Consider the following 26,026-nt stretch of genomic DNA (forward strand, 5'->3'; position numbering starts at 1 on the left):
AAAAAGCAGCTGTCACATGATATGTAACAGCTACTCCCTTTTTATGAGTGTTTTGGAATTTGTTTTACAATTTCTTTTACTAGTGCTAGGAACTGTTTTTTTACTTTTTCTGTTGTTTCAATTACTTCATCATGGTGAAGGGGCTGATCTAAAATTCCTGCAGCCATATTTGAAATACATGAAATACCCAGGACGCGCAAGCCTGCATGACGAGCAACAATTACTTCCGGCACAGTTGACATCCCCACTGCGTCTCCACCTACAACGCGTAGCATACGAACTTCAGCTGGCGTTTCGTACGTAGGACCAGTATTTCCTACATATACACCCTCTTGAACAGCAATATTTAGCTCACTAGCTACGTCTTTTGCTAATGCACGTAGCTTTGGACAATAGGCTGTTGACATATCTGGAAAACGAACGCCTAGTTCACTGTCATTTGGTCCAATTAAAGGATTTGTTCCAAAGTTGTTAATATGATCTGAGATAAGCATTAAGTCTCCAGGATTATAGGATTCATTTATGCCTCCCGCTGCGTTCGTCACAATAATTGTTTCAATTCCAAGCTCTTTCATAACGCGCACTGGAAATGTTACTTTTTCTAAAGAGTATCCTTCGTAAAAGTGAAAGCGCCCTTGCATTGCAATGACAGGTACATCTTGAATTGTACCAATTACAAGCTGACCCGCATGACCTTCAACTGTTGATACCGGAAACTCGGGAATATCATTATATGGAATTTTTACAGCGTCCTGAACCTCATCAGCTAATACGCCTAAACCTGATCCTAAAATCAATCCAATTGTTGGTTGAATTGTCGTTTTACCTTGAATATATGTTGCTGCTGTATGAATTACATCTCGCTTCATCTTTTTCCCCACTCTCTTAATTTAGTTCACGTAAAAAACTTTTTCCAAACTGTGGCATCTTCACACCAAAGTTCTCAGCTACCGTCGCTCCAATGTCAGCAAACGTTGAGCGCACGTCAATCTCTTTACCAATTTTCATACTTGGGCTATAGGCTAACATTGGAACATATTCACGCGTATGATCTGTACCATGATGAACTGGGTCATTTCCGTGGTCTGCTGTAATGATTAACAAATCATCATCGTTTAATAACGGAAATACCTCTGCTAAACGATCATCGAATTCTTCAAGAGCTTTTCCATATCCTTCTGGATCACGACGATGACCAAACAACGCATCAAAATCAACTAAGTTTAAGAAACTTAATCCGTTAAAGTCCATTTTTAATGTGTCGATTAGCTTATCCATTCCATCCATGTTTGACTTTGTACGAAGTGATTTTGTCACACCTTCACCATCATAGATATCAGAGATTTTCCCAATAGCAATAACATCAAAATTGCTATCTTTTAATTCGTTCATGACTGTGCGTCCAAACGGCTTTAGTGCATAATCATGTCGATTTGCTGTACGTGTAAAGTTCCCCGCCTCTCCAAGGAATGGACGAGCAATAATACGCCCAATCATATATGGGTCGTCTAGCGTAATTTTGCGAGCATACTCACAGATTTCATATAGTTCTTCAAGCGGCACTACTTCTTCATGAGCTGCAATCTGTAGCACTGAATCTGCTGAAGTATAGACAATTAACGCACCTGTTTTCACATGCTCTTCTCCAAGCTCATCTAAAATTTCTGTTCCTGACGCAGGCTTGTTACCAATAATTTTACGTCCTGTCTTATCCTCTAGCTTTTTAATAAGCTCATCTGGAAATCCATCTGGAAACACGTTAAATGGTGTATCGATATTAAGCCCCATAATCTCCCAATGACCCGTCATTGTATCTTTACCCGCTGAAGCTTCCTGCATCTTTGTGTAAACTGCTAACGGCTGTTCTGCTTTTTCAATTCCTTTAATTGGACGGATATTACTTAGGCCAAGCTTGCTCATGTTCGGCATATCTAAGCCGTTGCGATGCTCTGCAATATGCCCTAGTGTATCTGCTCCCAAGTCATTGTACTTTTCCGCGTCTGGTGATTCACCGATTCCTACAGAGTCCATCACAACTAGAAATACGCGTTTGTATGTAGATGATAACATCTTCATTCCTCCATCTTTGTTGTAAAATTCACTTCACTCATGAAGCTATAATAAACCATACTGTAATCGTATAGTTTCCAATATATTATAAAATTCCCTTTAAGGAAAAGTTTAACCATAATCTTTATTGGTCAGAAGTCTGACCTCTATAGTATAAAAGGTTTTTTCTTATTTGTACATAGAAAATGAAAGTGTTTTCATTTAAAGAACGACATTGCTATAAAACAATGCCGTTAACCTTTTACCTTTAAGCACGCGGATGGAATTGATTATAGACATCTTTCAAGCGTGTTTTTGTTACGTGCGTATAAATTTGAGTCGTCGAAATATCTGCATGCCCCAACATTTCCTGAACTGCTCGTAGATCCGCCCCATTTTCAAGCAAGTGTGTAGCAAAAGAATGTCGCAAAGTATGAGGCGTTAATTCCTTTTCAATACGCGCATCTTTCGCTAATCCTTTTAAAATCTTCCAGAACCCCTGCCTTGTTAGTCGCTTCCCATGATGATTCACAAACAAAGCGTGTTCTCCTTGCTGCTTTTTCGTTAAAATTGGACGAGCTTGTGCCAGGTATGCTTCGATTGCTTCCGTTGCCATTCGCCCAAGTGGAACAATTCGCTCCTTACTACCTTTTCCAAAGCAACGAACAAAGCCCATTGTTAAATGTGCATCTTCTATGTTTAAATTCACAAGCTCTGACACACGCATTCCCGTTGCGTAGAGAAGCTCAAGCATCGCTTTATCTCGCAATCCAAATGGCGTAGACGTATCAAAGACTGACAGAAGTGCTTCTACTTCCTCTGCATTTAATACTTTCGGTAGTTTTCGTTCAAGCTGCGGTGTTTCAATATGAACGGATGGATCTTGTTCAGTCACTTTCTCGCGAAGTAAAAATTGGTGAAACGAACGAATCGATGCGATATGTCTAGCAATTGTTTTGGATGATTTTTGCTGATCTGTTAAATGCTTAAGAAAACTCACAATATGTGCTCTTGTCACAGCATTTAGATGATTTAACTGCTCAACATGTTCTAAATACTGACTATATTTCTTTAAATCCCGCTCATACGAATCGATTGTGTTTTTAGCTAAACCTCTTTCTACTATTAAATAGTGAATAAAATCTTGAACTTGATCCTTCAATTGCCTCTACTCCCCGTTTTGATAAAACATAAATAATCTTTCAATCCACGTTTGATCTTCATATACGTTCATTTGCATTACTTTCACTGCGGAGCCGCTCGGCTCATCATAACGTTTATAATCTTGATATTCTCCTGACACCCATACCATACCAAAATAAAACAATAGTGTGCAGCCTGTAAATAAAATAAACACCTTACAGCTATTATATACTAGCTCAACCCATGATTTCATTAGACATATCCTCCAATTTTCAACACTATTAAAAGATATGCCAATCTGGACATGTTTTATACCTACTTTACCTTGCCTAATTCAACGCTAACTTATGTTAATAACTTACAAATATGTTAAAATACATTTATATTGCTGAAGGAGGTAAAAAGATGACTACCACTATGCTATTACTGATTGCCTTAATATCAACCGGAATATGGTATGAAGTATCTCGCGAAACGATGAAATCCTCTAAAGAAATAAATAACTACAAGCTTATTACGCTACTATCTGCGGGTACTCTACTAGCAATACCATTAACGATTTCACTTTTTCACAATCTTCCATTCCATTAACTCCGTATGACTAAGCTACGCGTTCGTAAATACAGCGCCGAGCTTAGTCATTTTCATAAAAAAACAAAAACCTTCTCCCAAAAGGAAAAGGCTTATTTCACTCGTCTTTGTTTTCATCTTCGTCTTGACAACGATGACAAATGCCATGAAACGTCAAGCGATGATCTTTAATTTTAAAACGCCACTGCTTTTCAACAATCTCTTCTACATCTTCAAGCAAGTCTTCTTGAATTTCGTCCACTGATCCACATTCGATACAAACTAAGTGGTGATGAAAGTGTGCAGCTCCTTCTTGACGAAGGTCATAGCGAGACACGCCATCACCAAAGTTTATCTTATCAACAATTTTTAATTCTGTTAGTAATTCTAAAGTTCGATAAACAGTTGCTAAACCAATTTCCGGAGACTTTTCCTTGACGAGGAGATACACATCTTCGGCACTCAAATGATCCTCTTCGTGTTCAAGGAGTACTCTTACAGTCGCCTCACGTTGAGGTGTCAATTTGTAGCTTGCTGAGTGCAACTGTTGCTTTATTCGCTCAACTCGATTTTCCATAACATTCCCTCCCTCGCCATTCACTCATTTATTATATCAAATGTCGAAGGGGTGTCAAAATAAAATTATTATAACGTAAATAAAAGAATGTTTTTAAAATAAGAATAACTATTATTTATTCACTAAGCTCATCATTGTTTTCATTAATGTAGGAGAAACATAGCCTTCAATTAAGGATGCACATGCAATTAAAACAAATACTCCTACTAAAATACCGCTGTAACGAAAGAACGAAGCAGCAACCTGTTCCTTTGCTCCCTTAAAGAACTGCTGACGAATAAGCTTTAACGAAAACGCCACGGAAGCTGTTGTTAAGATTAAAAACGCAGGTATTAAGAAAATGTTTTGTGGCATTACCGACACAAAAGATAACGCAAAGCCGGAAAGTCCCATGCGATTTACTAAAAAGCCAACCGTAAATCCGATCACCATTCCTTTAATAAAAAGTAAGATTAACACGACTGGTAAGCCAATGATAGCTATACCCAAAATCCAAATAAGCCCGAGGTATTTTACGTTATGAAAGAAGCTTTGCTGAAACATTTCGGTACTCGTGGCCACTTCTCCAGTTTTAACAAGACCAAAGAAACGGTTTAGGTAAAAATAAAGATCCTCTTTTTGATCGACTGTTAAGCTATTTACCACGATAGCTCCAAAGATAATCCCCATTAAAAACAGCACCGTGACAAATAGATAAATTGAACTGTTATCGCGCAAGTGCTGTGTATAAGCACGCTTAATCCACATTTGTCTCATCGTCTTCCCCCTATCAATCACTTGATAGAGTATATGATAGATTCAGCGTAACTATGACAGAGATTATTCTACTTTTTATAGTAGAAACGAATGGTAGTTACTCACCTAGCGCACTTCTAAGCTGTAAATATTGAACTGCGTACGCTGTTTTTGCATCGTAAATTTCATTTGTTTGAATCATTTGAAGCGCTTCTTCAATGCTTGTTTCTATCACTTCAACAAACTCATCCTCATCTAGGCTTGCTTTTGTTTCCATAACCTCTAGCTTCTCGGCTGTATAGAGATGTACAAGCTCATCTGCAAATCCCGGTGACGTATAGAAGGAAATAATATGTTTCAGTTCTTTACATGTATAACCCGTTTCTTCTTCTAGCTCACGTTTAGCTGTGACGATGGGCTCTTCACCTTTTTCAAGTTTACCTGCTGGAATCTCGACTAGGACTCGATCCATTGCTTTGCGATATTGTTTGACCATTACTAGCTTATGGTCAGCCGTTAATGCAATAACAGCAACTGCTCCAGGATGCTTAATAACTTCTCTCGTACTCGTTTTCCCATTTGGAAGCTGTACTTCTTCCACTTGTAAATCAATGACTCTTCCTTTAAAAATCTCTTTTTTCGCAAGCGTCTTTTCAATTAAATGATCCATTTTATCCACCTCGTTCTAAATTTAAACCCTTTACATATATTCTATCATACGACTTTTAGGAGGTAGAAGAAATGAAAGTTTATGTAGAGGGTAAACAAGTGATTTTAGTAGGAAAAGCATGGGAAATCCGCCAAAAGCTAAAAGAATATGGTACGCATTTTCAATATGTTCACGAATGGGTTTCTACTATTTCAAACGAACCTAAAAAGATAATAAAAAGTTAAGCAGCGCTAGCAAAACGCTGCTTTTTCTATGCCTCTTTGAGTCAATTAGTTGAGTTTATAAAATTATCCAGGCTACAATATAATAGATAAAACGTATTCCAAAGGAGTGGATAGGATGAAAAAGAGGCAGCTAGGTTCCTCCAATCTATTGGTTAGTGAAGTTAGCTTGGGGTGTATGTCGCTAGGAACGGATGTTAAAAGTGCTCAGCGAATTATAGATGAAGCGGTTGATCTTGGTATCAATTATTTTGACACTGCTGATTTATATGACTTCGGTCTCAATGAAGAGATTGTTGGTCAAGCGCTAAAACAAAAGAGACAAGATATCATTTTGGCTACAAAAGTAGGAAACCGCTGGAATGACGTTGAGGACGGTTGGCGTTGGGACCCATCGAAAGCATACATAAAGGATGCTGTAAAGGAAAGCTTACACCGACTAAAAACCGATTATATTGATTTATATCAACTGCACGGAGGCACAATTGAAGACAACATTGACGAAACAATCGAAGCGTTCGAAGAGCTAAAAAAAGAAGGACTCATTCGTGAATATGGGATTTCGTCTATACGCCCAAACGTTATTCGTGAATTCGTAAAAAAAGCTTCAATCGTTAGCGTAATGATGCAGTATAGCCTATTAGACCGTCGACCTGAAGAAAGCGTGCTTCCTCTTTTAAACGAATATAACATCAGCGTGGTTGCAAGAGGTCCCGTCGCAAAAGGTTTGCTAACAAATCGCGCTCAAGAAAAGCTTGCTACAAACGAAGCAGGTTATTTAACTTATACGAAAAAAGATTTGGAACAGCTTATACCTGCTCTACAGGGCGTTGATTCAGACTTAAATCACGCAGCGTTAAACTACTGCCTTTATCATCCTGTTGTTGCATCAGTAGTAGCAGGAGCAAGTAGTCCAGCTCAGCTTCGAGAAAATGTACAAGCTGTTGAAAAGCTCCCTTTAAGTGAACTACACTATGAAAAGCTTCAATCATTAACTAAAGCAAATAAATACGAAGCACACCGCTAAATAAAAGCTCTTGCCTTATCGGCAAGAGCTTTTATTTAAATTCATTCCATTTTAAATCACTTTCATTAAATAGTTCTTCAAATGATTTATTTTTTTCTTTTTCCTTTCGAGCGCGCTCTTTCTCTTTTTGCTCTTCCTCAATTCTCTGCTCTTCACGCTTCGCGAGCGCATGTTTCTTTGCTTGAAGCTGCTTTACTAAATCGCTATTCAATTGATCTTTTAAACTAATTTGATTTTCTTGTTTCTTTTGACTGTTCTTTTGCTTGTGTTTTGCCATCATTATTCACCCACTGCAATTAAATTATGATAGACATTTTACCATAAGCAAATATCTACAACAATTAATTAGAACGCATCCAGCTTTACATTTTCGTCTATTACTAGACCTGGAGCGGTTGATTGAATAATATCATCGACCGTATATCCTGATGCTACTTCAATTAGCTTTAGCCCGCTATCAGTTACATCAATAACAGCACGATCTGTAATAATGCGGTTTACAACACCTTGACCTGTTAAAGGGAGCGTGCATTCTTTTAAAACCTTTGGTTCACCTTTTCTTGTCACATGTTCCATGATAACGATAATGCGCTGAGCTCCGTGGACAAGGTCCATAGCTCCACCCATACCTTTAATCATCTTTCCTGGAATCATCCAGTTTGCTAAATCACCGGTCTCCGAAACTTCCATACCACCTAAAATCGCTATGTTAATATGGCCACCACGAATCATTCCAAACGACTCAGCGCTATCGAAATACGCTGCTCCATCGATAGCTGTTACGGTTTCTTTACCGGCATTAATTAAATCTGGATCGACGTCTTCTTCTTTTGGATAAGGTCCAATACCTAACAATCCATTTTCCGACTGAAGTACCACCGTTTTATTGTCTGAAATATAATTTGCAACAAGTGTTGGAATACCAATACCTAAGTTTACATAAAAGCCATCCTGAATTTCTTTTTCTGCTCGCTTTGCAATTCGCTCTCTTACATTTACACCATTTTCAATCATCATAACCGCTCCTCTCGTTATTTTTGAACCGTTAAGCGTTCAATACGTTTTTGCTGCTCGCCAACAATTAAAGACTGAACATAAACACTCGGTGTATGAATCATATTTGGATTTAATGTACCTGTTTCGTGAAGCTCTTCTACTTCAGCAATTGTCACTTTACCTGCAGCTGCAATCATCGGACTAAAATTGCGAGCTGTTTTATTGTATATAAGGTTTCCCATGTAATCAGCTTTCCAAGCTCTTACTAAGCTGACATCTGCCACCAATGCTTCTTCTAATAAATACTCTTTGCCGTCAAATGTTCTTGTTTCTTTTCCCATCGCAATTGGTGTGCCAACTCCTGCTGGTGTATAAAAAGCTGGAATCCCTGCTCCGCCAGCACGAATCTTTTCTGCAAGCGTCCCTTGTGGTAAAAGCTCTACGTCAATCTCTCCTGATAGAACTTGACGCTCAAATTCTTTATTTTCACCAACATAGGAACCTATCATCTTTTTAATTTGCTTATTTTTTAATAATAACCCTAGTCCCCACTCATCAACTCCACAGTTATTGGAGATAACCGTTAAGTCTTTTACTCCCGTTTCGACTAACGCTAAAATGAGATTTTCCGGAATACCACAAAGACCAAATCCTCCAACCATAATTGTTGAACCATCTTTTACTGGCTTAACTGCTTCAATAAATGATGTATGTACCGGTTTCATACATAACCCACCCCTTTGATTTTTTGAAAACGCTTACTATTTTATTATAGAATATTTAGAACTTTTTTTAAATATATAACTAGCAATTATAAGTAATTATTTTTTCGTTCGAAAAAGTTATAGGTGTTTTGCTATACTATATGCCTACTTTTTAAGAACGTTCACTTCATTTGAGAATATATGGCATAAAAAAAAACCATGAATGCTAAAATAGCTTCATGGTTTTTTCAATATTATGGACGTTCTACTAATGTAGCAACCCCTTGTCCGCCACCAATGCATAACGTTGCAAGGCCTAGCTTCGCTTCACGTTTTTGCATTTCATGAATAAGAGAAACTAACACGCGAGTTCCACTAGCTCCTATTGGATGACCTAGTGCGATTGCTCCACCATTAACATTTAATGTTTCTTGGTTAAATTTAAGCTCACGATCAACAGCAATTGACTGTGCTGCAAAAGCTTCGTTTGCTTCTACTAATTCAACATCTTCTAAAGATACCGCTGCCTTTTCCAATGCTTTTTTTACAGCGCTTACTGGGCCGATTCCCATAATGCTTGGGTCAACACCAGCACTTGCATTGGATTTAATTGTTACTAAAGGTGTTAAGCCTAGTTCGTCTGCTTTTTGACGGCTCATCACAACAACCGCTGCCGCACCATCATTAATACCAGAAGCATTTCCAGCTGTTACAGAACCATCCTTTTTAAATGCAGGACGTAACTTACCTAAGCTTTCTGCTGTTGTACCAGCACGTGGAAACTCATCGCGATCAAAAATGGTTACTTGACCTTTGCGTCCTGGTACTTCTACCGGAACAATCTCATCTTGGAATCGTCCTGATTCGATTGCAGCCTCTGCTTTTTGCTGACTAGCAGCAGCAACAGAGTCTTGTTCTTCACGCGTAATGCTATATTTATCACATAAATTTTCAGCTGTAATTCCCATATGATAATCGTTAAAAGCACACCATAGTCCATCTTGAATCATACTATCAACGACTTTTTGATCTCCCATTTTAAATCCATTGCGAGCATTCTTTAATAAATATGGCGCTTGGCTCATATTTTCCATTCCACCCGCTACGATAACTTCAGCATCACCAGCAAGGATTGCTTGAGTTGCAAGATGAACTGCCTTTAGTCCTGATCCACACACTTTATTGATTGTTAATGAAGAAACTGTTTCTGGTAAACCCGCTGCGAGAGCTGCTTGTCTAGCCGGGTTTTGACCTAATCCTGCTTGCAAGACGTTCCCCATAATTACTTCATCTACATCATTTGCTGCGATTCCTGCTTTATTTAGTGCTTCTTTAATGACTACTCCACCTAAAGTTGGTGCAGAAACATTTTGTAAGCTTCCCCCAAAGCTGCCGATTGCCGTTCTAACAGCGCTTACAATGACCACTTCTGTTTGACTCATGTCGTTAACCTCTCCTTACTGTTTGATTACTGTCACATATATGCTTATTCGACAACCAACTTAATTTTCCTGTTGTAATTTCGTTTATTTTGTAAAAATTTATAATTTTTATTGAATTTAAACTTCTATCCTTTAAAATAGGTAATTGAAAGCGTTATCAAAAAGGAGGAAAATTATGTCGTTACCTTCTAAAGCAACCATCATTGAAGTAGGTCCTCGAGATGGACTACAAAATGAAAAAAAATTTGTACCAACACATGTGAAAATCCAGTTTATTTCTTTATTAAAAGAAGCTGGCCTATCAGAGATTGAATTAACTTCTTTTGTCTCACCAAAATGGGTGCCTCAAATGAAGGATGCACAGCAAGTTATTCAAGCATTCTCATTACAGCAACCTACTAATAACCGCCATATTGTTCTCGTTCCAAATGAGCAAGGCCTGACTAAAGCACTTGAAGAAAATTGTCAATCGGTTGCTTTATTTATCGGCGTCAGCAACTCGTTTAACCAGCATAATATTAACAAAACAACCGCTGAAGCTATTCACCAACAGCTACCTCTTATGGAGAAGCTTAAAGAACGTAATGCCTACATTCGCACATGCATATCAACTTCATTTTACTGTCCATACGAAGGGAAAATTAATCCAGACAAAACCGTAGAGCTTTGCGCACACTTTGTAGAAGCGGGCGTAACCGAGCTCAGCATTGCAGATACAATCGGGATGGCTAACCCAAAAGACGTTTTTACTCTCTTTTCAGCATTGAAACGCGCATTTCCTACAGTCTTACTAAACGCACACTTTCACGACACAAGAGGAGTAGCTATGGCTAATATTTATGCTTGCCTTCAAGCTGGGGTTACCCGCTTTGACTCTTCAGCTGGCGGGATTGGTGGATGCCCTTTCGCTAAAGGGGCAACTGGTAATATTGCAACAGAAGACTTAATTTTTATGTTAGATGAAATGGGTGTTCAAACAAATGTGAATCGTGAAAAAATTCTGGAAGCTGTTTCCTATATTGAACCCTACCTTTCACATCCAGTTTCAAGTAAGCAATACCGTCTCTATCAATTAGCTAAACAATAAGAAAGTAAAAAAGCACGGTAGAATCTACCGCGCTTTTGCTGATTGGTCAATAAATGACATTCTTGGATTTAAAATTTGCGCTGGACTTTTTAGCATGAATGTTCCAGCAGCGTCACTATAATCAATTGTCATGTTATCATCCATAAACACTTGTTTTGTTTTCTCAATAAGAATGTCACCACCGTTTGTCGAAACAACAACGTCATCAAATTCTTTATCAGCAACAATCCAAAGTGATGTAACGCCGCTTACAACACAGCCACAGCCGTCCGTATCATATTTCAATTTTAAAAATAGAGATGAGCTTTGATCATATTTTTCAGCAACTTTTTCAAGAGCACGATTGGTAAATACAATGTTCATTCTATCGCTCCTTTTAAATAAATGTATAAACGATGCGAACATGTTTATATAATGAAGTATAATATACAATGCTCACTCCATAAACTATTACGCTCATTAGTATAGACAATGGATGAGCGCTTATCATACATAAGGAGGAATTAACTTGCCAAAAGTTCAAATCAAGGTAATGGATAACGGATCATTTCGAGTGACTGGTGATGTTGAATTAATTGATGCTGAAGGTAATAAGTATGAAACGAAACCCACGTTTTCACTATGTCGATGTGGCATGTCACAAAAGATGCCCTTTTGTGACGGAAATCATAAAGGTAAATTTGAGTCTTTCGTGCGTGCTAAAGCCGTATTAGACGAGTAATCTTTAAGTGGTTCAATTATTAATAACTCCTCTGTATCTGGACTAGCTGCAGATTTAGGTCAATCCGGATATAACGCTACAAAAGGGGCAATTACAAATCTTACTCGAACAATGGCTATCGGTTATGCACGTGACGGTATTCCTGTTAATGTTATTGCACCAGGAACAATTGAAACTCCCCTTCTTGACGGACTATCAGGATCAGAAGAAGGAAAAAAATTTAGAAAAGCCTACGAATGGGTTGATTCAATGGGACGTCTAGGAAAACCAGAAGAGGTAGCAGGCGCTGTACTTTTCTTGGCATCTGATGACAGTTCATATGTAACGGGAGATTGCATTACGGTTGATGGAGGTCACATGGCATACACATGGCCTGGTAAAATGCTTTATGACCCATCCTACAATAAGCTCATGCCCATTGAGGGCACTGAGCTTATTTTTTGTAAAACGCATTTCCTGCTAGTTTTTCAACTAACCATGGAGCAACCTGATAAATTGTAGAGCCAATGCCCATCCACTTTGGCAAGTTAATCTCTCGCTTGTTGGTCCCGATAGATTCAACGACTTTTCTAGCAACATCTACTGGATCAAGCATCATATTTTTCATGCTCTTTTCGTAAGAACCTGTTTGATCGGCAATGGTAAAAAAGTTGGTTTGAATTGGACCTGGATTAACTGCAGTCACTCGCACGTTAGTCCTAGCAATTTCTAGGCGTAATCCATTTGTAAACCCTAATACGGCATGCTTTGAAGCAGCATACCCACTGGATTTAGGCGTAGCTAGCTTACCTGCTTGAGAAGCAATATTAATAATATGACCTTCATTTCTTTCTAACATAGCTGGTAATACTGATTTCGTACACGCAATTAATCCCAGGACGTTTACTTGAAACATGGACAAAATCGTATCCATTGAAGCTTCCGTTACTTCCTCAAATACCCCAAAACCAGCATTGTTAATTAGCACATCAATTTTATAAACATCTTCAAGAATTTGATTCATGACCGTTTGAACGTCACTTAGATTAGCAACGTCTAATCGATATGTACGGCAAGTAACTCCATACTTCTCACTGATTTGTTCTGATACTTCTTGAAGGCGGATTTCATTTCTAGCAACAAGGATTGGATTAGCACCTCTTTTAGCTACTTCATAGCTAATCATTTTTCCTAATCCACCGGATGCACCCGTAATTAAAATATGCTTTCCTTTAAGATTATTCATTCTTACACCTCAATTGTACAAACTCAGTGCTTTTAATCTTATCTTTCTACACTTAAAAAAACAAGATTAATGAGTGTGATAAATAAAACGATCACTTTCATATTGACAACTAATTTGGCGGAGGCTTTCAAGGTAGTCTAATTGCCCTACCGTTTCAGACATCGTCAACCCTAATTCTTTTTCATACACGGATGGAAACAGGAATTTACAAACATCAAATGCAGACATCGGCTTGTTCTTTAAAAGTTGATATACTTTTTCAGCACGCTCTCTTTGCTTAGTTAGTCGTTCTGATACAAGTTTACTCACTTCTTTCACTTCATCTCCATGGCCTGTGTAGATACATGAAATAGGTAATTCAGAAAGACGACGAAGAGATGTATTATACTGAAGCATTGACTTTTTTCGTTTCTCACCTTCATGATACGGAGGCTCAATAAGCGGGTTAGATGAAATATGTTTAAGTAATACGTCTCCACCAATTAAGGTTTCGCTTTGCTGGTGATATAAGGCAATATGACTTTGAGCATGTCCAGGCACTTCAATAATACCCCAATCTTCCAAGCCTTTTATTACACTACCTTCTTGAACTTGATTGTTTAGTGATCTTTCACAAGAATATTTCATTGAATGACGTAATCCTTTTAGATATTTTCGAAATCGTTCATCTACGCCTAACTGCGTAAAGAACTCTGTGAAAAATCGGTCATACTGATCAAAGAAATTCGGATCTTTCGAAATCCACGGCTCGTTTCTCCAATGTCCGATTACCGGTGTATCTGGTGAAAAATAATCAAGCATACCTACATGGTCCGGATGATGGTGTGTCAGTAACACTTGATCGATATCCTCTACATGTAAGCCAATTTCATTTAGCTGTTTCGTAAAAGAATTCCAAGCCTCTTCTGTCTTCACCCCTGCATCAATTAAAGTAATGGACTCTCCTTTTAGTACATATACATTTACATCTCCAACTGCAAACGGTGTTGGCAATGTGAACTTGTGAATTTGTTCCTTCATAACGTTGTCCCCTTCTAAGTAATGACGTTTTCTTTAAGTGTACACGATTCCAATATACATTCATACAATATGCTTTCTTTTCTGAAAATTAGATTGACAGCTATCATTTTCTCAGTGCATAATTACAACAATGTGCTTATAAAATCCACTCACAGAAGACAGCTTATATGTATTAAATACAACGACTTCATACAGAACAAAAAGTATTTTTATTCATTAATAGGTATATATAAAAAGGAGGTTCATCCCTTGATGAAACAACCATTAAATATTGCTTTTATCGGCGCTGGATCAATGGCCGAAGCCATGATTTCAGGGCTAATTAGTACAAACAAATTTAAGCCCGGACAAATTCACGTTACAAATTACAGCAACGACGCACGACTTCATGAATTACGTAATCAATATAAAATTAATATTACTCGAAACATTCCTTTAATCATTCAAAAAAGCGACGTAATTGTATTAGCAGTCAAACCAAAAGACGTTGTGGAAAGCATTGAAAACATTAAGCCTTATATCCATAAGAGCCACCTTATCATTTCTGTCCTTGCAGGAGTTTCAACAAGTAGCATCTTATCTTTATTTCAACACGAAGTACCTGTTGTTCGAGCAATGCCAAATACTTCCGCTTCAATCGGTTTATCTGCAACAGCCATTTCCAAAGGGGAGCATGCCAACGACGAGCATATAAAATTAGCTGAAACTCTCTTCCATACAGTTGGAACGGTTACAGTTGTTCCCGAAGCACATCTTCATGCTGTTACAGGCTTATCAGGTAGTGGACCCGCATATGTTTATTATTTGGTAGAAGCGATGCAAAAAGCTGCTCTACATCAAGGCCTTGAGTCAGACGTAGCGACAGACTTAATTACACAAACACTAATTGGTGCAGCTCAGATGCTCAGAACATCACCAAAAAGTCCTACCACGTTACGAAAAGAAGTTACCAGTCCAGGAGGAACGACAGAAGCAGGGCTAGAACAACTGACTGACTACGAATTTCAAGAAGCGCTTATCCAATGTATTGACAAAGCTACACTTCGCTCAAAAGAATTAGGTGAAGCTATTGATGAAAAAATGATGAGCAGTCGTACATCACGTTAAAAACTCAGCATATTGCTGAGTTTTTTTACTAACTCTCCATGAAACAGTAAAGCATATAAAGTGAAATTCACTAAACCTCAGTGCTATAATGCATTTTGTTAGCAACTCGAAATAATGGAGGGATATGAAAGTGACTGCTGAATTGTTTACACCTTATCAAGTGAAAGATGTAAAGTTGAAAAATAGAATTGTAATGTCGCCCATGTGCATGTATTCATGTGAAGAGGAAGATGGCATCGTAACAGATTGGCATCTGGCTCACTATACATCACGTGCTGTTGGCCAAGTTGGCTTAATCATGATTGAAGCGACTGCGGTAACACCTGAAGGACGTATTACATCACGTGATTTAGGGATTTGGAATGACGAACATGTTGAAGGGTTACAAAAGCTTGTTAATCAAGTGAAAGCACACGGTAGTAAAACCGCTATTCAACTTGCACACGCAGGCCGTAAAGCGACGGTAGATGGAACGATTTACGCTCCTTCTGCTATTGCATTTGATGATGAAAGTAAAACACCTGCTGAAATGACAAAAGAAGATATTGAGAGGACAATTGAAGCCTTTAAAGAAGGTGCAAAACGCTCAAAACAAGCTGGTTTTGATATTATTGAAATTCACGGAGCACATGGATATTTAATTCACCAATTCTTATCTCCATTAAGCAATAAGCGCACGGATGAATACGGTGGGTCTGCTGAAAACCGCTATCGCTTCTTACAACAAACGATTAACAGTGTAAAAGAGGTATGGGACGGTCCTTTATTTGTTCGTGTTTCTGCAACTGACTACGCTGAAGGCGGATTAACTATCGATGACCATGTTACATTCGCTAAATGGATGAAAGAACAAGGTGTTGACCTAATCGATGTAAGCTCAGGGGCACTTGTGCATGCTAAAATTAACGTCTACCCTGGCTATCAGGTACCGTTTGCAGAAAAAATCAAGCACGAAGCAAACATTGATACAGGGGCTGTTGGTTTAATTACGAGCGGTCTTCAAGCGGAAGAGATTCTTCAAAGTAAACGTGCTGACCTCATATTCGTCGCGAGAGAACTACTGCGCGATCCGTATTGGCCACGCACAGCCGCCAAAGAGTTAAACACAACCATTGAAGCACCTGTTCAATATGAACGAGGTTGGTAAAAAAGTGAGGGCCTTTGGGGCTCCTCACTTTTATTCAATAGGAAAACTCGCTAGGTCAGACGCAACCAGAGTATGTTTAAATTCCTTCAGCGCCCCCTCTGCTAACTGCCTGACTGCTTCTCCTTGATATCTAGCACTTATATGAGTAAGAATTAGCTGCTGCACATTCGCTTGCCTAGCTACTTGTGCTGCTTGCTTGGCTGTAGAATGATAATAATCATAAGCCAGCTTTTCATCGCCCTCAGCAAATGTTGCTTCATGAACTAAAACGTTCGCATTCTCTGCAAGCATCGTGCTATTTTCACACATTCGCGTATCTCCTAAAATGGTTACGATTTTTCCTGGTTTGGATTCTCCAATGAATTCTGCTCCGTTAATTTCCCGCCCATCTTCTAGAAAAATAGTTTTGCCTTCTTTTAACTGCTTATAATGAGGTCCTGATTGTACTCCAGCTTCTTTCAAACGTTCTACTTGTAGCGCACCCGGTAAGTCTTTTTCAACGATTCGATATCCGTATGACGTTACGCCATGCTCAAGCTTTGCACATTCTACTTTAAACGTATCATCTTCAAATATAACCCCTTCATTGACTTCAACAACTTGAAGCCGATACTTCAAGTGCGTTTGGCTAACTTCTAATGCGACTTTAATAAACTGCTCAATACCAGGGGGACCGTATACGGTAAGAGGTTCTTCGCCTCCTTGAAACGATCTGCTCCCCAACAAACCCGGAAGGCCATAAATATGGTCACCATGCAAGTGCGTAATAAAAATTTTCTCGATGCGACGAGGGCGAATGGAAGTATGTAAAATTTGGTGCTGAGTTGCTTCTCCGCAATCAAAAAGCCATACGGCACTTCGCTCTTGCAGAAGCTGTAAAGCAATTGAGGAAACGTTTCGTTGTTTAGCTGGTACTCCGGCACCCGTTCCTAAAAATAATAGTTCCATGTGCTTCTCCCTTTCTACTTAATTCAAACATTAATCCGAACAAAAAGCCTGTATGCACATTATACAGGCTTTTTACTTACCTATGCTACCTAATTGTTTGAAGCGCCTCTGTTAATACAGAAATAAGAAGGTTTAAATCTTCCTTTGGAATCATGAGAGGCGGTGAAAGAGTGAGCACATTGTTATGCCCGGCTACTGTTGCGCCATTCTTCCCAATAATGACTCCTTTTTCTTTACACCTTGCAATTACTTGATTCACTAACTGTATATCCAGGGGCACTTTGGAAATTTGATCAGAAACAAGCTCGATTCCTACCAGCAGCCCTTTGCCACGAATGTCGCCTACATACGGGTGTCCTTTCAATTCTTCTTTTAACTCTTTCAATAAATAGGTTCCCATCGTTTTTGAACGATTATATAAGCCTTCACTCTCCATAATCTCTAGGTTTTTGAGTGCAAGTGCACAGGCAGCTGGACTTCCTCCAAATGTGTTTACATGTCGAAAATATTCATACTGATCGCTACCTTTAAATGCTTCATAAATTTCTCGTTTGACCGCTGTTGCCGATAAAGGTAAATAAGCACTTGTAATACCTTTCGCCATCGTAATAATATCCGGCTTCACGCCATAATTCATAAATCCAAACGCTTCCCCTGTGCGTCCAAATCCACATATAACTTCATCTACAATCAATAACGCCCCGTGCTTTTCGCAAACTTCTTTTACCCCTTGCATATAGTTATCTGGTGGAATTAAAATACCTCCCCCTGTAATAATTGGCTCCATTATGACCGCAGCAATTGTTTCACTAAGCTCCCACGTCATCGTGTCATCAATCGTCTTCACCGACTGAAGCAGCTCTTTTGGTGCATCTATTTTATCGACACCTCGGTAGCTATCAGGGGGTGGAACATGAAGAAAGCCAGTTGCTAAAGGTTCGTACTTGTATTTACGCTGAGCTTGCCCCGTAGCTGACAGTGCCCCCATCGAGTTTCCATGATATCCACGGTAACGTGAGATAATTTTATAGCGCCCATGTTCTCCTCGTTGCTGATGATACTGTCTCGCAATTTTAAATGCGGTCTCATTCGCTTCTGATCCGCTATTAGAAAAAAAGATGACATATTCATCTCCTAGCATTTCATTGAGCTTTTCAGCTAATTGAATCGCAGGAGGGTGACTTTGCGTTAATGGAAAATAAGCTAGTTCTTTGAGCTGTTCATAAGCTGCTTGGGCTAGCTCTTCTCTTCCATAGCCTATATTTACGCACCAAAGTCCCGCCATTGCGTCTAAAAATCGATTTCCATCCTCATCTGTTATCCAAGCGCCCTTCGCTTTTTCTACTACCATAGTAGCTTCAGGAGAATAAGGTTTCATTCCGTGCCATACGTATTGCTCATCCTTATTTTTTAAGCTTTTATTTTTTTCGCCACTGCTAGCTTGAACCATTGCATTCACTCCTTCTGATTTTAGTAATTATATGGATGAAGAGACTTCGACCAAAGCCGAAGTCTCTCTTTTCATCTAATAAATATGTTAAAAATCAAAGCGTGATGTTATCATCTTTTTACGCGTATAAAAGTTCAATCCGTCTTTTCCATTGACATGTAGATCTCCGTAAAAAGAGTCTTTCCAACCCGAGAACGGGAAGAAAGCCATAGTAGCAGGCACTCCTACGTTGACACCTAGCATACCAGCATCTGCTTCTTCTCTAAATTGACGGATTGCTTTTGCATCCTTTGTATAAATTGTTGCACCATTTCCAAACCGAGATTTTTCAATATATTCTAACGCTTCATCTAAATTTTCAGCTCGAAGCAAGCTTAAAACGGGTGCAAACAGCTCTTCTTTTGCAATGGTCATAGTGGGCGTTACGTGATCAAAAATCGTGGCACCAAGAAAATTCCCTTCCGAATAATCTTCCATTTCCTTACGACCGTCTCTAATTAAATGAGCACCTTCTTCCACCCCGGCTTCGATATAGCCAAGTACTTTATCTCGATGCTCTTTCCGAATAACGGGCGTTAAAAGCACTTCATCCTGTAACCCACTGCCCATAATTAATTCATCTGCTTTTTGCTTCAACTTCGCAACGAACTGTTCTTTAACACCGTCTACCACTACAACAGCACTGCATGCCATACAGCGCTGTCCAGCGCTACCAAAAGCAGAGCTTATAATGTGATTCACCGCTTTATCTATATCACAATCCGGCATAACAATATGATGATTTTTGGCACCAGATAAAGCCTGAACTCGCTTGCCTTGCGCTGCGGCTTGTTCATATACATACTTTGCAACTGGTTGAGAACCAACAAAAGACACTGCTTTAATATCCGCATGTTCAATGAGACCGTTGACCACATCATGTGCACCATGCACAAGATTTAATACGCCAGATGGAGCTCCAGCTTCTGTGAACAATTCAGCAATCCGAGTAGCTAATAAAGGCGTGCGCTCTGATGGTTTTAATACAAATGTGTTTCCACAGACAATCGCTAGTGGGAACATCCAAAGTGGAACCATCATCGGAAAGTTAAACGGCGTAATTCCTCCCACAACCCCAACAGGATAACGATACATTTCTGAATCAATTTCTTCTGCAATATTACTAAGCGATTCACCCATAAGTAGCGTCGGTGCTCCGGCAGCAAATTCTACACATTCAATACCACGCTGGACTTCTCCATAAGCTTCTTTATAAGCCTTCCCATTCTCTTTTACTACGAGTCTTGCAAGCTCTTCATGATGTTCAATAAGCAAGTGTTGAAACGCAAACATAAGCCTTGCCCGTTTCGGAGCTGGTACATGCTTCCATGCTTTAAACGCTTCTTTTGCATTTTTAACAGCATGGTCAACATCTTGTTTAGTTGAAAGAGGTACTTTTGCAAGCGTCTTTCCGGTTGAAGGATCAATCACATCTTGAAACTGATTGCTTGTTGAGGCAACCCACTTTCCACCTACATAGTTTCTTAATTGTTTGGTATCTTCATTCACGACTGACATCTAATTAGCCCCCTTTTAGCATACAATCTTACTTTTATTATCATGAATTCTTGCTTCAGATTCATTAGACAGAATGTGAAATAGAAATTCTGTATAGTTTCACACATTGGATAGTGAAATACGAAGTAGACCTAGTAAAATGAAAGAGAGCTCATGTAAGGGATGCTTTTTCTAGCTCATCAATAGCAGTAGTAGATGCGTTTAGTGCAAACAAATAGTCATAGGTCATGATCATAAATTCGATGGCCATTCGTTTTTCGTGAGCCATAAAATCAGAACCTAATAGCTTTTCCAGCTTTTCAATGCGATGATAAAGAGTCTGACGCACAATATATAAGCGCTTTGCCGTTTCTTGCTTTGATCCATTACATGCTAAATATACTTTTAGTGTTTCAAATAGCTTTGCATTAAATTTTCGATCATACTCGAGAACTGGCTGTAAATACTCCATCACCACTTCTTGTAATTCCTGCTGTTCATTGACTAACGAAATAATGCGGTACATGTGCAGGTCTTCATAAAAACAAATATGATTTTTCACTTGGTTGTGCAAAGTCATTTGAATGGAAACTGTTTTTCTAGCAGTTTCATAGCCTTTATAGATGTGATCTAAGCGTCTATTAAACTGTCCCACTCCTATCAGCTGCACTGCTAGTGATTTGTTGACTTCTTGCAAATCAACGTGGTTTATCCAACGGTTCAAACTTCTTTCTAATCTTTCCCTCCACGTAGTCACCTGACGTTTATTTAAAACAACCAGTACTAACTCTCTTTTCTTTTCTAAAATGAGAAGGTGAAAACCTTCTTGTTCAAAGATTGCTCGAATCGTCAATTTTAAGTACGTATGGTCTAGCTTGACATCTTGTATACATTGACAGCATATAACCGTTCCACCTTGGATTGGAAAGTCATGTAATACTTCTTGTAAACAATGTGTGATTTGAGATGAGGAAATTTCACCGTTTATCCACTGAACCATCCACTCTGTTTCTTGAACTCGCTTTTTTTCTTCAACATATAAGTCTCGTAAAAAATGCTGCGCTAGAGCTGTTGCTGTTCGATCAACCGTTAACATTTCAAGTTCCGTAAAAAAATCATTGGTTGAAAGAATATATAGCTCTGCATAGCTTTCGCCTAACAGTTGAATTGAATGGGTAAAAAAGCTACTTTGATTCTTTTTTTGTTTAGTAATATGATGCTGTAATAATTGTTGTTGGGGTAAGTCTAAACAGGCTGGAAAAAGCGTTACTTCACTATGTATACGAAGCCCGGCTAAAAGTCCGGTTGATTCGCAAAGATGCTGTAAAATATCTTTTGGATCGTTGACAGAAAGCAGCATTTGATTCAGCTGCTGAGAGTAATTTTCTAAATCGGAAATCATTAAATACTGCTGATTAACTAGTAGCGCATGCAAATCTTGCGTTATTTCAACAAACGGGACTTCTTCATGAAATAAAATAATGGGAAATTCGTGTTCATTTGCAAATTCAATAACGTTTTGAGGAATCTGAGAGGTATACGTACCAAGCTCGATACAGAGCCCCGAAGCTTGACATTCAATTAGCTGTTTCAAAAATGAAAGGCATAATTCATTATCTTCCTTCCACCCTACACCAGTTGAAAGAATTAATTCATTCCCTTTTAAAAGCTCATTCACGCGAGTCACTTCCATCACGTGAACCCATTTTACCCGATTTGTGAGACCGACTTTACCTGCGATTACTTCACAGCTGTTAAAATGCTTTCTTTTTAAAACCTCATTAATTGTCAAATAAGATTTCAAACTCACACCACCCTTAATCAGTCTATCTTTTTATATTAACTTAAGTTTTCTGAAAAATAAATCATTTTATCTCTTTATACTTTTTTAGAATATAACTCGCTGCTTACATGGAATTACTCAAAAAAAAAGCTATAAATCATTATGCGATTTACAGCTTCTCAGCGGCTACTTGCAGTGTTTTAAAAAAACCATGCCTTTTTTTTGCTTGCTCTTTTATTCTCTGAATTTCCTGTTTATAGAAACGTAGGTCGTGAAGTGACACTGCATTAAGCATTTCCATCTTAAGCTTATCTATTACTTTTCTTTCCTCAACTGTCATCACATCTAAATCTTTCTCATTCATCATCTCTGTTTCACACCCTTATCATTTATAGGTATATTTAACGTTTACATTTTTGTTTCAAAAAAACTTTTATACTATACTATTTACTACAAATCCCTCCCTAACTAAACCCTTTTCCCATTGTTGTAAATGAAATGTAATAACTGTTTGTAATACGTAACACTTGACATGAATAGTAACGAAAAAAATGTGAGTTAGTTTCACTTTTTGCGCTATTTTTCAAAATAAATAAGCCTACCTTACATTTTTGATGTAAGGTAGGCTTATTTTATAACTGCTGAATTAATATTCCTGAAAAGTACTTTCTAGCATCCGCTGTTAAGATATGAAGCTTTTCTTTTTCAACCTTCCCTTGCTTTATGCGTTCAAACTCTAGAAATGCACCGCTCAGATTTTCTGTTACGCTTTTAATAATGAAACCTTTTTCAATAAGAAAATCAATTTTTTCACGTTCTGCAACAAAATGCTGATAGTCTGACATACCTTCACCTCAATCTGTTGAAATAGTTTGGCTGGATGCGACAGGTTGAATTACTTCCTCATCAATTGAAATCACCCAATCACGGCCAACTGTAATGCCTAGATACTTTTCATCACTTGGTGTCTCAATCTCAGCTTGTTTATAACGCTTAAACCACCAATATTTAGCTAAGACATAATAACAGATAGCGCCTACTACAAATCCAACAACAAAAGAATAAGTTGATAGAAAGTAAGCACTTGTTCCACCTATAGTCCATGCAAGTAAACCAGCTATATTAAAGCCATAAAAGTAGCGATACTGCCCATTCTCTTCATATAGCTCTGTCACGTTTACTCTACGCTTTCGTAATAAGTAGTAATCGGCAAACAAGATACCAACAATGGCCGATAAAATTCCACCGACAATTAACAATGCAGGGACAATAATACCAAACAAGCTCCATGGTTGAACAATTGTCCCCACAATACCAGCGATGAATACCCCAACCCAAAATGGCACTTTAGGTCCACCAACATTTGAAAAAATCGTTGCAGCTGGAATCAAATTTGCTGAGATATTTGTTGACCACTGGGCAAATACAACCATTAAAAGTAATACTCCAAGCGCGAAGCCAGACGCAGCTTCTTGAAGCGCTACTACTGGATCATAGTTTTTCACGGCAATATAAGAGACACCACCAATGATAACCATAAATGTTTGAGTTAGCGGCAATGCCACTACGCTTCCTACAAGAGCTCCTTTATTGCGTTTTACCCAACTCCGCTCATGTGTAGGTGCTTTAATAAACCTTGAGATAGACGGAATATCTGCTGCAAGCGTTGCCCAAAACCCCATGTTACTCATAATGACTACGATAAATGCTGTAACAGCTGCCCCTCCTGTCACCGGACTTTCAATCCACCCCCATACCTCTCTACCTTGAGAAAGAGCTTGGTCCGACAGAGTCGTATACATCCAGGCTGAAATAATGATGATAACTGGGGCTGCTAGGTCCGTAAAGCGTTCAACTGCTTTAATTCCAAGCGCTGTATTAATAAGCTGTAATAATGCAAAGAGAAAAAAGCATATGAGCCAGTTATTAAACCCTGCTAGAGCATTTAAAATCCCATTCATTGCCGTAGCACCAAAGTACGTATTGATTCCAAACCAACAAGACGCTGCAAGCCCTCGCATAACGGATGGAATATGAGTGCCAATTGTTCCAAATGGAGCTCTCATATAGACTGGAAATGATAAACCATGTTCAATCCCAATATCGGCAATAATGGTCACAAATAAACCAATCGCAATTGATCCAATCACGGTTGCTACTACAACCCAGCCGAGAGATAAGCTTTGCACACCGGACCCTCCGATTGCAAATGCGGCTAATACAACCGCCATACTAACCCACATTAATGAAAAACCAAGCGTTCCAATTTTACGGTTTTGATGCGCAACAGGTAATAAATCCGGTGATTTTAAATAGCTTCCTGATTTTTTCATTTCTTGCACCCCTCATACTATTTAGTAAACGCGTTACATTCATCATGAAGGCTGTTTTCTCTCTATTTATATACATAGGGGTTGCGCTATGCTATAAGCACAGCGCAGTAGCATAATTACAGTTTTACTGGGGATTGCTGAGCTTCATTACGCTCATTAAATTTTGACCGCTTAATATACTCACCATAACCACTCTTACCAACAAATTGCTTTTCTTTAATCACAAATTCTCCTCTACACAATACTGAAACCGGCTCACCCGTAATTTCCATTCCTTCAAACGCACTATAATCAACAGCCATGTGATGTGTTTCAGCAGAAATTTTACGCTTGACAGTCGGGTCAAAAATTAATAGGTCGGCATCGCTTCCTACAGCGATTGTGCCTTTTTTCGGATATAATCCAAATAGCTTAGCAGTGCGAGTAGATGTTACGTCTACAAATTGATTAAGCGTAATCTTCCCTTTCTGTACACCTTCTGAAAATAAGATGCTCATACGGTCTTCAATAATAGGACCGCCATTTGGAATCTTTGTAAAATCATTCTTACCTAAATCTTTTTGCCCATTAAAATCAAATGAACATTGATCAGACCCAATCGTTTGTAAATCTCCATTTTTTAATGCGTTCCATAACACTTCTTGGTTCCACTTTTCACGAAGAGGTGGTGACCAGACGTATTTAGCTCCTTCAAAATTAGGTTTTTCTAAGTAGGATTCATCTAATACTAAATATTGCGGACATGTTTCACCCCAAATATTCACGCCTCGATTTCGAGCCTGAGCAATTTGATTCACCGCTTCAGCACAAGATACATGCACTACATATAGCTGTGAATCAGCAAGACCTGTAAAACAAGCTGCTCTACCTGTTGCCTCACCTTCAATCTCTGGAGGTCTTGTACGCGCATGGTAAATTGGATCTGTACTTCCTGCTTCTAACGCTTTCTTCGTTAAATAGTCAATCACGTCTCCGTTTTCAGCATGTACCATAACTAATGCCCCAAGCTCTTTTGCTTGAATAAGCGTTTGATAAAGGGTCGCATCGTCCGCTTGAAATACATCTTTATACGCCATGAATACTTTGAACGACGTAATCCCTTCATCTTCAATAATAGTAGGAAGTTGTTCTAATACCTGATCGTTCATCTCTCCAATCATCAGGTGGAAGCTATAGTCAATAGCTGCTTTTCCTTCTGATTTTGCATGCCAAGTATTAATGGCATTTTGCAACGGCTTCCCTTTATCTGTTAAGCAAAAATCAATGATAGTTGTGGTACCTCCAAACGCCGCTGCAATGGTCCCCGTTTCAAAATCATCTTTTGTGACCGTCCCTCCAAATGGCATGTCTAAATGAGTATGTGGATCAATTCCTCCAGGGAAAATATAAGCTCCATTTGCGTCAACAATTTCACAACTAGACTCATCTAGTCCCTTTCCAATTGCTGCGATTTTCCCATCTTCAATTAAAATGTCTCCGCTGTACGTATCTGCTGCTGTAACGATTACTCCATTTTTCACTAATTTTTTCATAAT

General features: G+C 38.7%; 29 protein-coding genes and 1 pseudogene. 8 read left to right on the top strand and 22 right to left on the bottom strand.

The features are described 5' to 3' along the window. Positions 1–41: 41 nt before the first annotated feature. From LZP85_RS14660 to LZP85_RS14675, 4 genes are all read right to left on the bottom strand, one after another. Positions 42–869, bottom strand: a complete 828-nt coding sequence (locus LZP85_RS14660) for a purine-nucleoside phosphorylase (protein ID WP_206833203.1) — start codon at positions 867–869, stop codon at positions 42–44. A gap of 16 nt (positions 870–885) precedes the next feature. Then, positions 886–2,070 (bottom strand): phosphopentomutase, encoded by a 1,185-nt coding sequence (gene deoB, locus LZP85_RS14665; protein ID WP_076512179.1) that lies wholly within the window; start codon positions 2,068–2,070, stop codon positions 886–888. A gap of 247 nt (positions 2,071–2,317) precedes the next feature. Further along, positions 2,318–3,211 carry a site-specific tyrosine recombinase XerD gene (xerD, locus tag LZP85_RS14670; RefSeq protein ID WP_025909097.1) on the bottom strand — a complete coding sequence of 298 codons (894 nt, stop codon included), beginning with the start codon at positions 3,209–3,211 and terminating at the stop codon, positions 2,318–2,320. A 6-nt stretch (positions 3,212–3,217) separates the two neighbouring features. Next, positions 3,218–3,445, bottom strand: a complete 228-nt coding sequence (locus LZP85_RS14675; protein WP_025909098.1) for a YqzK family protein — start codon at positions 3,443–3,445, stop codon at positions 3,218–3,220. Between the two features lie 152 nt (positions 3,446–3,597). Between LZP85_RS14675 and LZP85_RS14680 the strand changes: the two genes are divergently transcribed. After that, the gene (locus tag LZP85_RS14680; RefSeq protein ID WP_119543472.1) at positions 3,598–3,783 is read left to right on the top strand and encodes a hypothetical protein; all 186 of its coding nucleotides are present in this window, start codon (positions 3,598–3,600) and stop codon (positions 3,781–3,783) included. Positions 3,784–3,880: 97 nt separating this feature from the next. Here LZP85_RS14680 and fur read toward each other — a convergent pair whose 3' ends face one another. The 3 genes from fur to LZP85_RS14695 form a co-directional block, all read right to left on the bottom strand. Then, entirely contained in the window at positions 3,881–4,339 is a 459-nt protein-coding gene (gene fur / locus LZP85_RS14685; RefSeq protein ID WP_094910708.1) for a ferric iron uptake transcriptional regulator, read from the bottom strand. A 111-nt stretch (positions 4,340–4,450) separates the two neighbouring features. After that, the gene (gene spoIIM / locus LZP85_RS14690) at positions 4,451–5,095 is read right to left on the bottom strand and encodes a stage II sporulation protein M (protein ID WP_119543471.1); all 645 of its coding nucleotides are present in this window, start codon (positions 5,093–5,095) and stop codon (positions 4,451–4,453) included. 97 nt (positions 5,096–5,192) lie between these two features. After that, positions 5,193–5,744 carry an NUDIX domain-containing protein gene (locus tag LZP85_RS14695; protein WP_025909101.1) on the bottom strand — a complete coding sequence of 184 codons (552 nt, stop codon included), beginning with the start codon at positions 5,742–5,744 and terminating at the stop codon, positions 5,193–5,195. Between the two features lie 71 nt (positions 5,745–5,815). Here LZP85_RS14695 and mciZ point away from each other — a divergent pair, with 71 nt between their 5' ends. Both mciZ and LZP85_RS14705 read left to right on the top strand, forming a co-directional pair. Next, positions 5,816–5,968 (top strand): Z-ring formation inhibitor MciZ, encoded by a 153-nt coding sequence (gene mciZ, locus LZP85_RS14700; RefSeq protein WP_076512177.1) that lies wholly within the window; start codon positions 5,816–5,818, stop codon positions 5,966–5,968. 115 nt (positions 5,969–6,083) lie between these two features. Further along, complete coding sequence (locus tag LZP85_RS14705; RefSeq protein ID WP_206782095.1) at positions 6,084–6,992, top strand: aldo/keto reductase; 909 nt, start codon at positions 6,084–6,086, stop codon at positions 6,990–6,992. 31 nt (positions 6,993–7,023) lie between these two features. On the opposite strand, the gene LZP85_RS14710 is transcribed toward LZP85_RS14705, so the two are convergent. From LZP85_RS14710 to LZP85_RS14725, 4 genes are all read right to left on the bottom strand, one after another. Continuing rightward, a complete protein-coding gene (locus LZP85_RS14710) occupies positions 7,024–7,272 on the bottom strand; it encodes a YqkE family protein (protein ID WP_309247706.1) in 249 nt (82 codons plus the stop codon). Between the two features lie 65 nt (positions 7,273–7,337). Continuing rightward, a complete protein-coding gene (locus LZP85_RS14715) occupies positions 7,338–8,006 on the bottom strand; it encodes a 3-oxoacid CoA-transferase subunit B (protein WP_206833214.1) in 669 nt (222 codons plus the stop codon). 17 nt (positions 8,007–8,023) lie between these two features. Continuing rightward, positions 8,024–8,713: a CoA transferase subunit A gene (locus LZP85_RS14720; RefSeq protein WP_119543468.1), complete on the bottom strand. Its 690-nt coding sequence runs from the start codon at positions 8,711–8,713 to the stop codon at positions 8,024–8,026. 233 nt (positions 8,714–8,946) lie between these two features. Next, complete coding sequence (locus LZP85_RS14725) at positions 8,947–10,134, bottom strand: acetyl-CoA C-acetyltransferase (protein WP_119543467.1); 1,188 nt, start codon at positions 10,132–10,134, stop codon at positions 8,947–8,949. A 175-nt stretch (positions 10,135–10,309) separates the two neighbouring features. On the opposite strand from LZP85_RS14725, the gene LZP85_RS14730 reads away from it, so the two are divergent. Then, the gene (locus LZP85_RS14730; RefSeq protein WP_206833202.1) at positions 10,310–11,221 is read left to right on the top strand and encodes a hydroxymethylglutaryl-CoA lyase; all 912 of its coding nucleotides are present in this window, start codon (positions 10,310–10,312) and stop codon (positions 11,219–11,221) included. Between the two features lie 24 nt (positions 11,222–11,245). On the opposite strand, the gene LZP85_RS14735 is transcribed toward LZP85_RS14730, so the two are convergent. Beyond that, positions 11,246–11,584: an iron-sulfur cluster biosynthesis family protein gene (locus LZP85_RS14735; protein WP_061784739.1), complete on the bottom strand. Its 339-nt coding sequence runs from the start codon at positions 11,582–11,584 to the stop codon at positions 11,246–11,248. A 169-nt stretch (positions 11,585–11,753) separates the two neighbouring features. Between LZP85_RS14735 and LZP85_RS14740 the strand changes: the two genes are divergently transcribed. Both LZP85_RS14740 and LZP85_RS14745 read left to right on the top strand, forming a co-directional pair. Beyond that, positions 11,754–11,942 carry a CDGSH iron-sulfur domain-containing protein gene (locus LZP85_RS14740; RefSeq protein WP_234562263.1) on the top strand — a complete coding sequence of 63 codons (189 nt, stop codon included), beginning with the start codon at positions 11,754–11,756 and terminating at the stop codon, positions 11,940–11,942. Positions 11,943–11,951: 9 nt separating this feature from the next. Beyond that, positions 11,952–12,350 (top strand): annotated as a pseudogene (locus tag LZP85_RS14745) (SDR family oxidoreductase); the annotation flags it as partial. 25 nt (positions 12,351–12,375) lie between these two features. Here the strand turns inward: LZP85_RS14745 and LZP85_RS14750 are convergent. Both LZP85_RS14750 and LZP85_RS14755 read right to left on the bottom strand, forming a co-directional pair. Further along, complete coding sequence (locus LZP85_RS14750; RefSeq protein WP_025909793.1) at positions 12,376–13,167, bottom strand: SDR family NAD(P)-dependent oxidoreductase; 792 nt, start codon at positions 13,165–13,167, stop codon at positions 12,376–12,378. Positions 13,168–13,233: 66 nt separating this feature from the next. Beyond that, complete coding sequence (locus LZP85_RS14755) at positions 13,234–14,187, bottom strand: MBL fold metallo-hydrolase (protein WP_025909792.1); 954 nt, start codon at positions 14,185–14,187, stop codon at positions 13,234–13,236. Positions 14,188–14,439: 252 nt separating this feature from the next. Here LZP85_RS14755 and proI point away from each other — a divergent pair, with 252 nt between their 5' ends. Both proI and namA read left to right on the top strand, forming a co-directional pair. Next, positions 14,440–15,294 (top strand): pyrroline-5-carboxylate reductase ProI, encoded by an 855-nt coding sequence (proI, locus tag LZP85_RS14760; protein ID WP_119543483.1) that lies wholly within the window; start codon positions 14,440–14,442, stop codon positions 15,292–15,294. A 130-nt stretch (positions 15,295–15,424) separates the two neighbouring features. Then, entirely contained in the window at positions 15,425–16,441 is a 1,017-nt protein-coding gene (namA, locus tag LZP85_RS14765) for an NADPH dehydrogenase NamA (RefSeq protein WP_025909790.1), read from the top strand. Positions 16,442–16,471: 30 nt separating this feature from the next. Here namA and rnz read toward each other — a convergent pair whose 3' ends face one another. The 8 genes from rnz to hydA all read right to left on the bottom strand — a co-directional run bounded on the left by rnz (position 16,472) and on the right by hydA (position 26,023). Beyond that, a complete protein-coding gene (gene rnz / locus LZP85_RS14770) occupies positions 16,472–17,389 on the bottom strand; it encodes a ribonuclease Z (RefSeq protein ID WP_234561776.1) in 918 nt (305 codons plus the stop codon). Positions 17,390–17,474: 85 nt separating this feature from the next. Next, the gene (locus tag LZP85_RS14775; protein ID WP_061786534.1) at positions 17,475–18,839 is read right to left on the bottom strand and encodes an aspartate aminotransferase family protein; all 1,365 of its coding nucleotides are present in this window, start codon (positions 18,837–18,839) and stop codon (positions 17,475–17,477) included. 87 nt (positions 18,840–18,926) lie between these two features. Beyond that, entirely contained in the window at positions 18,927–20,396 is a 1,470-nt protein-coding gene (locus tag LZP85_RS14780) for a CoA-acylating methylmalonate-semialdehyde dehydrogenase (RefSeq protein WP_076512170.1), read from the bottom strand. Positions 20,397–20,547: 151 nt separating this feature from the next. After that, the gene (locus tag LZP85_RS14785; RefSeq protein WP_374955886.1) at positions 20,548–22,185 is read right to left on the bottom strand and encodes a PucR family transcriptional regulator; all 1,638 of its coding nucleotides are present in this window, start codon (positions 22,183–22,185) and stop codon (positions 20,548–20,550) included. A 142-nt stretch (positions 22,186–22,327) separates the two neighbouring features. Further along, positions 22,328–22,525: a hypothetical protein gene (locus LZP85_RS14790; protein WP_025909785.1), complete on the bottom strand. Its 198-nt coding sequence runs from the start codon at positions 22,523–22,525 to the stop codon at positions 22,328–22,330. A gap of 265 nt (positions 22,526–22,790) precedes the next feature. Beyond that, the gene (locus tag LZP85_RS14795; protein WP_025909784.1) at positions 22,791–23,003 is read right to left on the bottom strand and encodes a hypothetical protein; all 213 of its coding nucleotides are present in this window, start codon (positions 23,001–23,003) and stop codon (positions 22,791–22,793) included. Between the two features lie 9 nt (positions 23,004–23,012). After that, the gene (locus tag LZP85_RS14800; RefSeq protein WP_206782099.1) at positions 23,013–24,491 is read right to left on the bottom strand and encodes an NCS1 family transporter; all 1,479 of its coding nucleotides are present in this window, start codon (positions 24,489–24,491) and stop codon (positions 23,013–23,015) included. 116 nt (positions 24,492–24,607) lie between these two features. After that, positions 24,608–26,023, bottom strand: a complete 1,416-nt coding sequence (hydA, locus tag LZP85_RS14805; protein WP_061786354.1) for a dihydropyrimidinase — start codon at positions 26,021–26,023, stop codon at positions 24,608–24,610. Between the last annotated feature and the right edge of the window lie 3 nt (positions 26,024–26,026).

It is taken from the genome of Priestia flexa (assembly GCF_021441905.1).
Taxonomy (GTDB): Bacteria; Bacillota; Bacilli; order Bacillales; family Bacillaceae_H; genus Priestia; species Priestia flexa.